The 12,957-nt window shown below is 71.5% G+C and carries 12 protein-coding genes; 2 read left to right on the forward strand and 10 right to left on the reverse strand.

Translation table 11 applies throughout. The annotated features are described in order from the left end of the window. Positions 1-743 precede the first annotated feature (743 nt). Complete coding sequence (locus AB0K67_RS39035; RefSeq protein WP_364070276.1) at positions 744-1,343, reverse strand: HAD family phosphatase; 600 nt, start codon at positions 1,341-1,343, stop codon at positions 744-746. Positions 1,344-1,449: 106 nt separating this feature from the next. Here AB0K67_RS39035 and AB0K67_RS39040 point away from each other — a divergent pair, with 106 nt between their 5' ends. Next, complete coding sequence (locus AB0K67_RS39040; protein ID WP_364070279.1) at positions 1,450-2,970, forward strand: glycosyltransferase family 39 protein; 1,521 nt, start codon at positions 1,450-1,452, stop codon at positions 2,968-2,970. 98 nt (positions 2,971-3,068) lie between these two features. Here AB0K67_RS39040 and tyrS read toward each other — a convergent pair whose 3' ends face one another. Beyond that, positions 3,069-4,337, reverse strand: a complete 1,269-nt coding sequence (tyrS, locus tag AB0K67_RS39045; protein ID WP_364070281.1) for a tyrosine--tRNA ligase — start codon at positions 4,335-4,337, stop codon at positions 3,069-3,071. 86 nt (positions 4,338-4,423) lie between these two features. Between tyrS and AB0K67_RS39050 the strand changes: the two genes are divergently transcribed. Then, positions 4,424-4,825 (forward strand): PH domain-containing protein, encoded by a 402-nt coding sequence (locus AB0K67_RS39050; protein ID WP_364070283.1) that lies wholly within the window; start codon positions 4,424-4,426, stop codon positions 4,823-4,825. Here AB0K67_RS39050 and AB0K67_RS39055 read toward each other — a convergent pair. The 8 genes from AB0K67_RS39055 to argC all read right to left on the reverse strand — a co-directional run bounded on the left by AB0K67_RS39055 (position 4,765) and on the right by argC (position 12,719). Then, positions 4,765-5,454, reverse strand: a complete 690-nt coding sequence (locus AB0K67_RS39055; RefSeq protein ID WP_364070286.1) for a DNA-3-methyladenine glycosylase — start codon at positions 5,452-5,454, stop codon at positions 4,765-4,767. The two genes, AB0K67_RS39050 and AB0K67_RS39055, sit on opposite strands and share 61 nt — an antisense overlap. After that, complete coding sequence (argH, locus tag AB0K67_RS39060) at positions 5,436-6,866, reverse strand: argininosuccinate lyase (protein ID WP_364070288.1); 1,431 nt, start codon at positions 6,864-6,866, stop codon at positions 5,436-5,438. The genes AB0K67_RS39055 and argH overlap by 19 nt, the downstream gene beginning before the upstream one ends. Positions 6,867-7,025: 159 nt before the next feature. Further along, on the reverse strand, positions 7,026-7,529 hold the full coding sequence (locus tag AB0K67_RS39065; RefSeq protein WP_364070290.1) for an arginine repressor: 504 nt from the start codon (positions 7,527-7,529) through the stop codon (positions 7,026-7,028). Continuing rightward, positions 7,526-8,446 carry an ornithine carbamoyltransferase gene (gene argF / locus AB0K67_RS39070; RefSeq protein WP_364070292.1) on the reverse strand — a complete coding sequence of 307 codons (921 nt, stop codon included), beginning with the start codon at positions 8,444-8,446 and terminating at the stop codon, positions 7,526-7,528. Before argF ends, AB0K67_RS39065 begins: the two co-directional genes overlap by 4 nt. Further along, positions 8,443-9,609 carry an acetylornithine transaminase gene (locus AB0K67_RS39075; protein WP_364070294.1) on the reverse strand — a complete coding sequence of 389 codons (1,167 nt, stop codon included), beginning with the start codon at positions 9,607-9,609 and terminating at the stop codon, positions 8,443-8,445. The genes argF and AB0K67_RS39075 overlap by 4 nt, the downstream gene beginning before the upstream one ends. Continuing rightward, positions 9,606-10,481 carry an acetylglutamate kinase gene (gene argB / locus AB0K67_RS39080; RefSeq protein WP_364070297.1) on the reverse strand — a complete coding sequence of 292 codons (876 nt, stop codon included), beginning with the start codon at positions 10,479-10,481 and terminating at the stop codon, positions 9,606-9,608. The genes AB0K67_RS39075 and argB overlap by 4 nt, the downstream gene beginning before the upstream one ends. Then, positions 10,478-11,629, reverse strand: coding sequence for a bifunctional glutamate N-acetyltransferase/amino-acid acetyltransferase ArgJ (argJ, locus tag AB0K67_RS39085; protein WP_364070300.1), 1,152 nt, complete (start codon positions 11,627-11,629; stop codon positions 10,478-10,480). The genes argB and argJ overlap by 4 nt, the downstream gene beginning before the upstream one ends. A gap of 67 nt (positions 11,630-11,696) precedes the next feature. Further along, positions 11,697-12,719, reverse strand: coding sequence for an N-acetyl-gamma-glutamyl-phosphate reductase (gene argC, locus AB0K67_RS39090; RefSeq protein ID WP_364070303.1), 1,023 nt, complete (start codon positions 12,717-12,719; stop codon positions 11,697-11,699). Between the last annotated feature and the right edge of the window lie 238 nt (positions 12,720-12,957).

Below are 12,957 nucleotides of genomic sequence, written 5' to 3' on the forward strand. Positions count from 1 at the left end.
CTAAAAGGAATCCACGTCATGGAAACATGACGGGGTAATGCATCATGCACTGGCTTTTAACACACTGTTGAGTTCTCAAGAAACGGACGCGTACACCCGGCTGAGACCCACTTTCGGTGGGCCTCGCGCCGTGAGGCGCTATCTCGTTCGCCGCAATCTTACCAGTTCGCCTCGCCTCGTGTCAACTCTCGCGACTTGACGAGAAGCGAATCGGACTTCCAAGATTGTCTGCCCCGATCTGAGGCAACCCCCGCAACGTACCGTGTCACTGTGGTCATGTCGAATCAACCGCATTTTCGGTGATGTCGACACACCCCAGGACAACCCGTGCGAGAACACGCCGAAGCAGCCTCGCCGAGTGGCTCGTTACTTCAAGGGGTTTGCCCTGGGGCCCGTCCGCCTGTCCGGCGTCCGGCTCACTCCCGGGGCGAAGTGAAAGATTAGGTGCCGATCCACGACTCGTCAAATCGCCCCGCCCTACGCGACGAAACCCGCCCCAACGCGGTGACGCCCACCCCAACGCCGCTGCCTCCACCCCGACACGGCCATGCCCGACCCAACGCGACAACCGCCGGTCTATCGCGACAAGGGCGACCTACGCGGTAAGAAACAGCCGTGAGCGTTCCGGGTCACGCATCAGCCCAAGCCATCGGCTAGAGCACCCCAGGTCAAGCCCGAGGCCAAGAAGCAGAGTGAGGCAGGTGCGGCGTGCCAGATCCCTGCGGAGCGGCATGCCCCCGCCGTCACAGGGCGACGGTCTTGGCAAGTTCGCGCACCTGCTCGACCGACCGGAAGACCTCGGCCGTCATGCCCGCCTCCCGCGCCGCCACCACGTTCTCCTCGCGATCGTCGATGAACAGCACCTCCCCCGGCGCCACGCCCATCCGCTCCGCGCAGATCTCGTACGCACGCCGATCCGGCTTCGCCACCCCCTCCCGGCACGAGAACGTCAGCGCGGCGAAGCGGCCGAGCAAGGAGCCGTGGCGCGACTCCCAGACGGGCACCAGGTCCGCGATGATGTTCGACAGCAAGCCGAGGCGGTGCCCCTGGTCGGCGAGTTCGTGGATCAGGCCGGCCATGGCGGTGTCGACGCGCGACCAGCTGTCGAGGTCGGCGGCGATCAGCGCGGGGACATCGGCGAAGCGCACCCCGAGCCGGTCGGCCACGGCGTTCCAGTAGGCGGTGCTGTCCTGGCCGGCGTCGTACGCCGGGCGGCAGGCCCAGTACGCCTCCCAGAACGGCTCTGCCTCGGCCCCGGCCAGCTCGACGATCCGCTGCCGCGCCTCATCCGCCTGGTTGAGGGCGATCACCCCATAGAGGTCGAAAACGATCACGTTTGCCATGTCCCCGACCATAACCGCACGTATCCTGCCTCGGGTGAACTCTGTCGCCACCCGTGTCGCTCCAGCACGTCCGGCCACGCGCCGGCGCGCGTTCGCTCCTTGGTGGATGGGGTTGCTCGGCGCGATCGCCGCGTTCTCGGGCACCGGCGCGAGCACCCTGAACGGCGACGAGCTGGCCACCATCAGCGCCGCCGAACGGTCGCTCGCCGGACTGTTCGAGCTGGCCCGCCACATCGACGGACACTTCCTGCCCTACTACCTGTTCATGCACTTCTGGGTGAAGGCGGGTACGGCCGAGCTGTGGCTCCGCCTGCCGTCGGCGCTGGCCATCGGGGTGGCGGCGTGGCTGCTGGCGGACCTGGGCCGGCGGGTGCACAGCACGCGAGCCGGAGTGGTGGCGGCGGGGGTGTTCGCGATCCTGCCGTCGGTGTCCTACTACGGGGCTTTCGCCAGGTCGTACGCGTTCGCCGCGGCGGCGGTGGTGCTCGCCTTCTGGACGCTGCACCGGGCGCTGGAGCTGCCGAGCGGGCGCAGGTGGGCGGCGTACGGTGCGGCGGTGGCGTTCGTGTGCTGCACGCACCTGTTCGCGGTGCTGGTGCTCCCCGCCCAGATCTTCCTGATACGGCGGGACGTGCTGCCCAAGATGGCGGCCGCGCTCGCCGTCGGATGCGTCCCCGCGGCGGTGCTGGGGCTGATCGGGTTCGGTGAGCGGCACGCCATCAGCTGGATCCCGCAGCGCGGCCCCGAGGTGTGGCTGAAGTTCCCGAAGATGGCGGCGGGCTCGGAGCCGCTGGGCATCGCGTTGTTCGCGATCGCCCTGGCGGGCGCCGTGCTGCTGTGGCGGGCGGCGGGCGAGCGGAGCTGGGCGGCGGCCCTGGCGGGATGGCTGGTGTTTCCGCCCGTGCTGCTGCTCGCGGTCTCCTGGCTCGTCACTCCCGTGTACGTGGACCGCTACCTCTTCGTGACCGCCCCCGCGCTCGCGCTGCTCGTGGGCATGGCGGTCGCCTGCCTGCCGCGCTTGCAGGTGGTGGCCGGAGTGCTGGTCGTGGTGGTGGGCTGCCTGGTCGCCCTGCCCGAGCACGTGGACGTGCGCGAGGAGAACGGCCGCATGGAGAACATCCCGTGGGCGCTGCGGGTGATCAAGGCGAAGCCGGACGACGCCATCGTCTACGGGCAGAGCCAGCTGCGTACCGGCTTCGACTACTACGCCGACTCCCTCATGCCGGTCGACGTCCTGCGCACGGAGGACGCGCCGGCCGCCACCGGGTTCGGCTACCGGGAACGGCGGGATGTCGCGGCGGCGCTGGCCGGGCGCGAGCGCGTGTGGGTGGTCTGGCGCGGCACCAAGCAGACGGGCCTCAAGGGCGACGGGCTCCCCCGGGTCGAGCAGGTACGCGAAGCCGGGTTCGAGCTGGAGCTGGCCAAGCACTCCGGCGATCTGCCGGGGCTGACGGTCGCGCTGTTCACCCGCCCCGAGGAACCGCAGCGGCCGGCGACGCCGCGCGTCACCCGGCGAACCTCCACGCAAGAGGGCGCCCAGCGGCGCAGGGCCGGCACGCCGGATCCGGCTGCGACCGCTCCCGGCCGGCGGGACACGCGCCGGGACGCGCCCGGCACCCAGCGGTAGCGCGGGCATGCGTAAGGGCGGGCGACTGCCGCACAGTGCCCGCCCTCGACAGGCAGGCACTGCCGCTTCAGCAGGCGGCGCCCGCCCTCAGGGAGACCTCAGCCGACGACCTCGACGCCGCCGATCGACTTCTTGCCGCGCCGCAGCACCATGTACCGCCCGGCGAGCAGGTCCTCGGGGCCGGGCACGTACGCCTCGTCGGTGATCTTCCGGTTGTTGAGGTAGGCGCCGCCCTCCTTGATGACCCGGCGGGCCGCGGACTTGGACTCCACGATGCCGCTCTGCGCGAGCAGATCGACGTACGGCACCCCGAGCGCCGGGATGTCGGCCTTGGGCACCTCGGCCAGCGCGGCGCCGAGCGTGGAGGCCGGCAGCTCTTCGAGCGCGCCCTGACCGAACAGCGCCTTGGAGGCGGCGACCACGGCGTCCAGCTCCTCCTTGCCGTGCAGCAGCTCGGTGAGGTCGGCGGCGAGCACGCGCTGGGCCTCACGGGCGAAGGGCCGCTCGGCGACGGCCTTCTCCAGCTCCTCGATCTCCTCGCGGCTGCGGAACGTGAACACCTTCAGGTAGTGGATCACGTCGCGGTCGTCGGAGTTGAGGAAGTACTGGTAGAAGGCGTACGGGGAGGTCATCTCCGGGTCGAGCCAGAGGGCGCCGCCGGCGGTCTTGCCGAACTTGGTGCCGTCGGCCTTGGTGATCAGCGGCAGCGTCATGACGTGGACGTGGCCGCCCTCGACGCGCCGGATGAGGTCGGCGCCGGCGGTGATGTTGCCCCACTGGTCGCTGCCGCCGATCTGCAGCGTGCAGTTGTAGCGGCGGTAGAGCTCGAGGAAGTCGTACGACTGCAGGATCTGGTAGCTGAACTCGGTGTAGCTGAGGCCCTCACCGGCCAGCCGCGCCGAGACGGACTCCCTGGCGAGCATGCGGTTGACCGGGAAGTGCTTGCCGATGTCGCGCAGGAACTCGATGGCGCTCAGCTTGCCGGTCCAGTCGAGGTTGCTGACCAGGAGCGCGGCGTTGGGCTGGGCGTCGAAGTCGAGGAAGCGCCCGACCTGGCCGCGCAGCCGCTCGACCCAGCCGGCCACGACGTCGAGGTCGTTGAGCGAGCGCTCGGTGTTGCGCCCGCTGGGGTCGCCGATGAGGCCGGTGGCCCCGCCGACCAGGCCGATCGGGCGGTGGCCCGCCTGCTGGAAGCGGCGCAGCGTCAGCAGCGGCACGAAATGACCGACATGCAGGGACGGCGCGGTCGGGTCGAAACCGCAATAAAGCGTGATCGGTCCCTTGGCCATGGACGCACGCAGCGCGTCGAGGTCGGTGGACTGGGCGATCAGGCCTCGCCACGCGAGGTCGTCAAGGAAGTCGGTCACGGTGATCTGGCTTTCCTGTCGGATGTCGGTGCCTTTAGCCTGCCCGATCAGGCCGGATGCGCGCCACTTGGATACGCTGGGTGCCCATGTGGAGGGTCCGTCGCGAGCTGGCCGTTTTCAAGATCTTAGGGGCTCTGACGTGTGCCGGGCTCGGGGTCTACTGGTGGTCGGCCGGCGATGTCCGCGGCGTGATCCTCGCCGTTCCCGCGACGGTTCTGCTGGGGGCGATGGGGCTGCGCGACGTGCTGGTGCCGGTGCGGCTGGCGGCCGACGAGAGCGGCATCACGGTGGTGCACGGGTTCGCGGGGCGGCGGCACGTGCCGTGGGAGTCGATCGAGGAGATCAAGGTGGACGTGCGCAGGCGGTGGGGGCTGCGCAGCGAGATGCTGGAGATCGACACCGGCGACTACCTGCACATCTTCAGCGCTCATGAGCTGGGTGCCTCTCCGACGGAGGTGGCCGCGGCCCTGCGGCGCCGGGGCACGTGAGCCCGGTACGGGGAGACGGTCGGATCGCCGTCGATCCAGAACCGCCACGGCGTCTCCTTGGCCGTCGACACGCCGGTGCGCGGGCCTGACCTGATCGTCGCGGGATCGGCGGGACGGCCTTCCAGCACGGCGGCCGACTGCCGGGGACGGCCGGCGGGCGAGCCTTCGAGCACGGCGTCGATGCCGTTGTGCTCGCGCAGCAGGCCGAGCGCGACAGCCAGCCTGGCGGGCCCGCGCGCCAGGTCGCGGTCGGGGACCGGACGGCCGCCCGAGCGGCGGGCGCGCGCCTCGGCCACGCCCTCCACCACCTCGCCCGCGCGCAGCAGCACCGCCGAGCCGAAGCCCTCGGGCAGGCAGACGAGGTTGGCGCAGAAGTGCATGCCGTAGGTGAAGTACACGTACAGGTGGCCCGGCGGGCCGAACATGACGGCGTTGCGCGGGGTCTTGCCGCGGTAGGTGTGGGCCGCGGGGTCCTCGCCGGGGCCGCCGTACGCCTCGACCTCGGTCAGGCGTACGGCGACGGAACCGTGCACGAGCACGCGCCCGAGCAGGTCGGGCGCGACCTCGTGGGACGGCCGGTCGAAGAAGCTCCGCGGCAGCGGTGCGGAGCTCAGCCGCCCGCCGCCCATGCCGCCTGCGCGTCGACGACTTCGCGGAGTGCGATGAGCTGGTCGCGTACGCGGTCGGGCGCGGTGCCGCCGTACGCCTTGCGGGCCGCGAGCGCGCCGGGCACGCTCAGCACGTCGCGGACGTCGGGCGTCAGGTGCGGCGAGACCTTGGCCAGCTCGTCGTCGGTCAGCTCGCCGAGGTCCTTGTCGTTGACCTGGCACCAGACGACGAGGTGGCCGACCGCCTCGTGCGCCTCGCGGAACGGCACACCGCGCCGCACCAGCAGCTCGGCGAGGTCGGTGGCCAGGGCGTAGCCGTCGGGGGCGGAGGCCTCCAGGCGGGCGGTGTTGACGCGCATGGTGGCGACCAGGCCGGCCATCGCGGGCAGCACCAGCAGCAGGGTGTCGACGGCGTCGAAGACCGGCTCCTTGTCCTCCTGCAGGTCGCGGTTGTAGGTCAGCGGCAGGCCCTTAAGCGTGGTGAGCAGCGACATCAGGTTGCCGATGAGGCGGCCCGACTTGCCGCGGGCCAGCTCGGCCACGTCGGGGTTCTTCTTCTGCGGCATGATCGACGAGCCGGTGGAGTAGGCGTCGTCCATCTCGATCCAGCGGAACTCCTGCGAGGCCCACAGGACGATCTCCTCGCCGAGCCGCGACAGATGCACGCCGATCATGGCCGCGTCGAACAGGAACTCGGCGGCGAAGTCGCGGTCGGCGACGGCGTCCATCGAGTTGGGCGCGGCGGCGGCGAAGCCCAGCTCGTCGGCCACGGCCTGCGGGTCGAGCGGCAGCGACGAGCCGGCCAGGGCGCCGGAGCCGAGCGGGGAGATCGCGGCGCGCTTGTCCCAGTCGGTGAGCCGGTCGACGTCGCGGGCGAACGCCTGCACGTGGGCGAGCAGCTGGTGGCCGAACGAGACCGGCTGCGCGTGCTGCAGGTGCGTCATGCCGGGCGCGGCGGTATCGGCGTGCTGCTCGGCCTGCGCCATGAGCGCGGTCTCCAGCTCGACCAGGCGGGAGACGATCGTGCGGGCGTGGTCGCGGAGGTAGAGCCGCAGATCGGTGGCGATCTGGTCGTTGCGCGAGCGGCCGGCGCGCAGCTTGCCGCCGAGCGAGCCGAGCCGTTCGAGCAGGCCGCGCTCGAGCGCGGTGTGCACGTCCTCGTCGGCGACCGTCGGGCGGAACTCGCCGGACTTGCACGCCTGCTCGAGGTCGTCGAGCGCGCCGATCATGCGCTCGAGCTCCTCGTCGGTCAGCAGGTTCGCCCGGTGCAGCACGCGGGCGTGCGCCCTGGACGCCGCCAGGTCGTACGGCACCAGCCGCCAGTCGAAGTGGACGCTCACCGACAGCCGGGCCAGCGCGTCGGACGGGCCGCTCTCGAAGCGTCCGCCCCACAGCCGCATCGGCTTGCCTTCACTCACCGTTATGTCCTCCATATACGTTTTGGGCTGGCCGCGCCCGCGTCGGTGCTCGCCGGCATCGTGCCTCGCGCTCCCCCTAGCTCCTGCGCGACATTAGTGCACGTCGGCCCCTCGTGGTGTCCCGGGCAGCCGTGATCTTAGCCGGGGAGCGGGCCTGAGCAGGTACGGCGCGGTCTAGGCGCGCCGGTCGGCGATCTTGAGCAGGGCGTCGGCGACGGCCTGCCCGCCGGTGGGGTCGCGGCTGATGACGAGGATGGTGTCGTCGCCCGCCACCGTGCCGAGGATGGACTCCCAGTCGGCGTGGTCGATGGCGGAGGCGAGGAACTGCGCCGCCCCCGGCGGCGTGCGCACGATGACCAGGTTGGCCGACGCCTCGGCCTCGACCAGCAGCTCTTCGGCGATGCGGCGCAGCCGGGCGGCCGGGGTCTCGCCGGTGCCGGTGCGGGTGAGCGGGATGCGGCCGCCGCCCTCGCCGGGCAGCGCGTAGACGAGCGAGCCGTCGTCGGCGCGCAGCTTGAGCGCGCCGAGCTCGTCGAGGTCGCGCGAGAGCGTGGCCTGGGTGACCTCGACACCGCTCTCGGCCAGCAGCTTGGCCAGCTCGGGCTGGGAGCGTACGGCCTTGCGCTGCAGCAGCTCGGTGATCTTGGCCTGCCGGGCCGCCTTGGTCATCGGGATCATCGCTGGGACACCAGCCAGTGGAGCAGCGCCTTCTGGGCGTGCAGGCGGTTCTCCGCCTGATCCCACACGACGCTGCGCGGGCCTTCGAGGACGTCTTCGGTGATCTCGTACCCGCGGTAGGCGGGCAGGCAGTGCAGCACGATCGCGTCGGGCGCCGCGTGTTCGAGCAGCTCGGCGTTCACCTGGTACGGCGAGAGCGCGGCGACGCGCTGCTCCTTGCCGTCCTGCCCCATCGACACCCACGTGTCGGTGGCGACGACGTGGGCGCCCTGGACCGCGGCCTCGGGGTCGGACAGCGCGACGACCGAGCCGCCGGTCTGGGCGGCGATGGCGGCGGCCTTGTCGAGGATGACCGCGTCGGGCTGGTAGCCGGCGGGCGCGGCGATGCGGACGTGCATGCCGGCCGTGGCGCCGCCCAGCAGGTAGGAGTGGGCCATGTTGTTGGCGCCGTCGCCGAGGTAGGTGAACGTGACGCCGGCGGTGCGGCCCAGCCGCTCCCTGACGGTCTGCAGGTCGGCGAGGATCTGGCAGGGGTGGAAGTCGTCGGTGAGCGCGTTGACCACGGGCACCCGGGAGTGGGCGGCCATCTCCTCGATGAGCTCCTGACCGGTGGTGCGCCAGACGATGGCGGCCACCTGGCGTTCGAGCACGCGGGCGATGTCGGCGGTGGGCTCGCCGCGGCCCATGAGCACCGAGACGTTGTCGACGACCAGCGGCAGGCCGCCCAGCTCGCCGATGCCGGTGTGGAAGGAGACGCGGGTGCGCGCCGACGGCTTGTCGAAGAGCACGGCGACGGTCTGCGGGCCCTCGAAGGGGCGGTAGCCGAAGCGGTCCTTCTTCATGGCGGCGGCGAGGTCGAGCACCTCGGCCTGCTCGGCGGGGCTGAGGTCGTCGTCGCGCAGGAAGTGCCTGGTCACTTGGCCGCCTCCGCGAGGATCGCGGGGAACGCGGCCACGAACGCGTCGACCTCGTCGGCGGTCACCACGAGGGGCGGCGCGATGCGCACGGCGTCCGGCTGCAGGGCGTTGACCAGGAAGCCGGCGTCGGCGGCGGCCTGCTGCACCTGGGCGGAGCGCGGCTCGGCGAGCACGGCGGCCAGCCACAGGCCGCGGCCGCGCACGCCCTTGAGCAGCGGGTGCGCGACGGACTCAAGGCCGGTGCGCAGCCGGGCGGCGACGGACTTGACGTGGTCGAGGTCGAGGTTGTCGAGCACGGCCAGCGCGGCGGCGCACGAGACCGGGTTGCCGCCGAACGTCGAGCCGTGGTCGCCCTTCTCGAACAGCCTGCCGACGTCGCCGAAGCCGATGCAGGCGCCGATCGGCAGCCCGCCACCGAGGCCCTTGGCGAGCGTGAGGATGTCGGGGGTGACGCCTTCCGCCTGGTGGGCGAACCAGTGGCCGGTGCGGCCGATGGCCGACTGGATCTCGTCGGCCACCAGCAGCGCGCCGGTGGAGTCGCAGATCTCGCGGGCGGCCTCGAAGTAGCCCTCGGGCGGCGGCACCACGCCGGCCTCGCCCTGGGTGGGCTCGAGGAAGACGGCGATGCAGTCGCCGGTGACGGCCTCCTTGAGCGCGGCGGCGTCGCCGTACGGGACGAACCGCACGTCCACCGGGAACGGCCCGAACTGGTCGCGGATGGACCGCTTGCCGGTCAGCGACAGGGCGCCGATGGTGCGGCCGTGGAAGCCGTTCTCGGCGGCCACGAAGTAGGAGCGGCCCTCGCGGCGGCCGTACTTGAGCGCCAGCTTGTAGGCGGCCTCGTTGGCCTCGGTGCCGGAGTTGGCGAAGAAGACGCGGCCGGGCGCGTTGAGCAGGTCGAGCAGCTTCTCGGCCAGCAGCACCTCGGGCTCGTGCAGGAACAGGTTGGACGTGTGCGCGATCGTGGCGACCTGCCGGGAGACCGCCTCGACCAGCGCGGGGTGCGCGTGGCCGAGCGAGCTGGTGGCGATCCCGGCGATGAAGTCGAGGTATCGCCTGCCGTCGACGTCCCAGACGCGGGTGCCCTCGCCGCGGGCCAGCGCGATCGGCGGGACGCCGTAGTTGGGCATGAAGGCGTTGCCGAAGCGCTCGTGCAGGTTCATGACGGGATCACCATCGTTCCGATTCCTTCATTGGTGAAGATCTCCAGCAGCAGCGAGTGGGGCACCCGGCCGTCGAGCACGTGGGCCTGCGGGACCCCGCCTTGCACGGCCGTCAGGCACGCCTCCATCTTGGGCACCATACCGCTGGACAATGTGGGCATCATCGCCGCCAGCTCGTCGGCGGTGAGCTGGTCGATGACGTCGGTGTCGTCGGGCCAGTTCGCGTACAGGCCCTCGACGTCGGTCAGCACGATCAGCTTCTGCGCCTTGAGCGCCACGGCCAGCGCGGCGGCCGCGGTGTCGGCATTGACGTTGTAGATCTGTCCGTCGTCACCCCTGGCCACGCTGGAGACGACGGGGATGCGGCCGTCGTCGAGCAGTGCGCGCACGGCGCCCGGCTCGACCTTGATGATCTCGCCGACCTGGCCGATGTCGACGGGCTCGCCGTCCACGATCGCGTGCTTGCGCACGGCGGTGAACAGGTGGGCGTCCTCGCCCGACATGCCGACGGCGAACGGGCCGTGGTGGTTGATCAGGCCGACGATCTCGGGGTTGACCTGGCCGGTGAGCACCATCCTGACGACCTGCATGGCCTCGGGCGTGGTGACCCGGAGCCCGGCGGTGAAGGTGGACTCGATGCCGAGCCGGTCGAGCGCGCTGCTGATCTGCGGTCCGCCGCCGTGCACCACGACCGGGCGCAGGCCGGCGTGGTGGAGGAAGACGACGTCCTCGGCGAAGCGGTGCTTGAGCGACTCGTCGGTCATGGCGTTGCCGCCGTACTTGACGACGACGACGGCGCCGTGGAAGCGGGTGAGCCAGGGCAGCGCCTCGATCAGCGCCTGGGCCTTGCTCTGTGCGGTGGTCAGCCTCATGAGGAGTACGCCGAGTTCTCGTGGACGTAGTCGGCGGTCAGGTCGGTGGTGTGCACGGTCGCGGTGTGCGGGCCCGCCGACAGGTCGATGGTGATGGTGACGTCGCGGGGGCGCATGTCGACCTTGGAGCGGTCGTCGCCGACGGCGCCGCCCCGGCAGATCCAGATGCCGTTGATGGCGACGTTGAGCCGGTCGGGCTCGAACTCGGCGTCGGTGGTGCCGACGGCGGCGAGCACGCGGCCCCAGTTGGGGTCCTCGCCGTGGATGGCGCACTTGAGCAGGTTGGAACGGGCGACCGCGCGGCCCACCTTGACCGCGTCGTCCTCGGAGGCGGCGCCGACCACCTCGATGGCGATGGCCTTGGTCGCGCCCTCGGCGTCGACGAGGAGCTGCCTGGCCAGGTCGGCGCAGACCTCGGTGACCCGCTCCTCGAACTCGGCGAGGTCGGGCCGCACGCCGGCGGCGCCGCTGGCGAGCAGCAGCACGGTGTCGTTGGTCGACATGCAGCCGTCGGTGTCGAGCCGGTCGAAGGTCTTGGACGTGGCCGCGCGCAGCACGGTGTCGAGCTCTTCTGCGCTGACCTCGGCGTCGGTGGTGATGACGCAGAGCATGGTGGCCAGGGCGGGGGCGAGCATGCCGGCTCCCTTGGCCATGCCGCCGACCATGTAGCCGGTGCCGCGCTTGAAGGAGATCTTGGAGACGGTGTCGGTGGTGCGGATGGCGTCGGCGGCGGCCAGGCCACCGTCGCGGGAGAGCTGTCCTGCCGCGGTCTCGACGCCGGACAGCAGCGCGTCCATCGGCAGCCGCTCGCCGATGAGGCCGGTGGAGCAGACGGCGACCTCGCCGGCGGAGTCTTCGAGCACCTCGGCCACCTTCTCGGCGGTGGCGTGGGCGTCCTGGAAGCCCTCGGGCCCTGTGCAGGCGTTGGCGCCGCCGGAGTTGAGCACGACGGCGCGCAGCCGGCCGCCGGACAGGACCTGCTGCGACCACAGCACCGGGGCGGCCTTCACGCGGTTGGCGGTGAAGACGCCCGCGGCGGCGCGGCTCGGCCCGTCGTTGACGACGAGTGCCAGGTCACGGGCGCCGCCGGGCTTGATGCCCGCGGCGACACCGGCCGCCCTGAACCCCAGTGGAGCGGTGACGCTCATGCCGCCTCCTTCGCCGCCGGCATGGATGCCGGGCACCCGTGCTTGCTGATCTCTACGCTGCGCTCTCTCACGGAGCAACTCCTGTCGTGGGGAGGCCGAGCTCTTCCGGCAGGCCGAGGGCGAGGTTGACGCTCTGGATCGCGCCTCCGGCCGTGCCCTTGGTGAGGTTGTCGATGGCGATGACGGCGACCACGCGGCCCGCGCGCTCGTCGAGCGTCACCTGTAGTGCGGCGGTGTTGGCGCCGTAGGTCATGGAGGTGGCCGGCCAGACGCCCTCGGGCAGCAGGCGGACGAACGGCTCGTCCTTGAGCGCCGTCTCGTACGCCGAGCGCAGCGCCTCCTTGGTGAGGCCGGGCGTGGCCGGGGCGGTGCAGGTGGCCAGGATGCCGCGGCTCATGGGCGCGAGCGTCGGGGTGAACGAGACGCGGACCGGCTGCCCGGCGACGGCCGACAGGCCCTGCTCCATCTCGGGGGTGTGGCGGTGGACGCCGCCCACGCCGTACGCGCTGACCGAGCCCATGACCTCGCTGCCGAGCAGGTGGGGCTTGAGCGACTTGCCGGCGCCGCTGGTGCCGCTGGCGGCGACCACGACGACCTCGGGCCCGGCCAGGCCCGCGGCGTAGGCGGGGAACAGCGCGAGCAGCACGGAGGTCGGGTAGCAGCCGGGCACCGCGATGCGGGTGGCGCCCTTGAGCACCTCGCGCTGGCCGGGCAGCTCGGGCAGGCCGTAGGGCCAGGTGCCGGCGTGCTCGCCGCCGTAGAACTCCTGCCAGGCGGCGGGGTCGGCGAGCCGGTGGTCGGCACCGCAGTCGACCACGATCGTCTCGTCGCCGAGCTGCGCGGCGACGGCGGCGGAGTGGCCGTGCGGCAGGGCGAGGAAGACCACGTCGTGCCCGGCGAGCGCCTCGGGAGTGGTCTCGTCGATGACGCGGCCGGCGAGCGGGGCGAGGTGGGGCTGGTGCGCGCCGAGCCTGGTGCCGGCGCTGGAGGCGGCGGTGAGCGCGCCGATCTCGAACTCGGGATGAGCGAGGAGGAGGCGGAGCAGCTCCCCTCCCGCGTAGCCGCTGGCTCCCGCGACCGCTGCCCTCATGCGACACCCTCCCGCTGCATGATTATGCATCATAGCTTATGACTTTGCTTGTGAAGATGATGCACTCTAGAGGATGAACATGCAAGCCAGGCCAGGGCTGATGACCGCATCGTGAGACTTGCCGACTGCGGACACGTGCCGGAAACATGCGGGCGCGTTGCAAGTCATGCACCAGTTCTTGTCCGTTTTCCGGTCCGCCACACGTAAAAAGCCCCGAGCCGTATGGCTCGGGGCCATG

Origin of the sequence: Nonomuraea sp. NPDC052634, from assembly GCF_040678535.1 — a bacterium.
GTDB lineage: Bacteria > Actinomycetota > Actinomycetes > Streptosporangiales > Streptosporangiaceae > Nonomuraea > Nonomuraea fastidiosa.

What these genes read in the sequence shown, in the direction of transcription:
- AB0K67_RS39075 (WP_364070294.1), bottom strand. Translation starts at nt 9,609, where the DNA reads ATGAACCTGCACGAGCGCTTCGGCAACGCCTTCATGCCCAACTACGGC.
- argB (WP_364070297.1), bottom strand. Translation starts at nt 10,481, where the DNA reads ATGAGGCTGACCACCGCACAGAGCAAGGCCCAGGCGCTGATCGAGGCG.
- AB0K67_RS39065 (WP_364070290.1), bottom strand. Translation starts at nt 7,529, where the DNA reads ATGATCCCGATGACCAAGGCGGCCCGGCAGGCCAAGATCACCGAGCTG.
- AB0K67_RS39050 (WP_364070283.1), top strand. Translation starts at nt 4,424, where the DNA reads ATGTGGAGGGTCCGTCGCGAGCTGGCCGTTTTCAAGATCTTAGGGGCT.
- argJ (WP_364070300.1), bottom strand. Translation starts at nt 11,629, where the DNA reads ATGAGCGTCACCGCTCCACTGGGGTTCAGGGCGGCCGGTGTCGCCGCG.
- argH (WP_364070288.1), bottom strand. Translation starts at nt 6,866, where the DNA reads ATGGAGGACATAACGGTGAGTGAAGGCAAGCCGATGCGGCTGTGGGGC.
- AB0K67_RS39035 (WP_364070276.1), bottom strand. Translation starts at nt 1,343, where the DNA reads ATGGCAAACGTGATCGTTTTCGACCTCTATGGGGTGATCGCCCTCAAC.
- AB0K67_RS39040 (WP_364070279.1), top strand. Translation starts at nt 1,450, where the DNA reads ATGGGGTTGCTCGGCGCGATCGCCGCGTTCTCGGGCACCGGCGCGAGC.
- AB0K67_RS39055 (WP_364070286.1), bottom strand. Translation starts at nt 5,454, where the DNA reads ATGGGCGGCGGGCGGCTGAGCTCCGCACCGCTGCCGCGGAGCTTCTTC.
- argC (WP_364070303.1), bottom strand. Translation starts at nt 12,719, where the DNA reads ATGAGGGCAGCGGTCGCGGGAGCCAGCGGCTACGCGGGAGGGGAGCTG.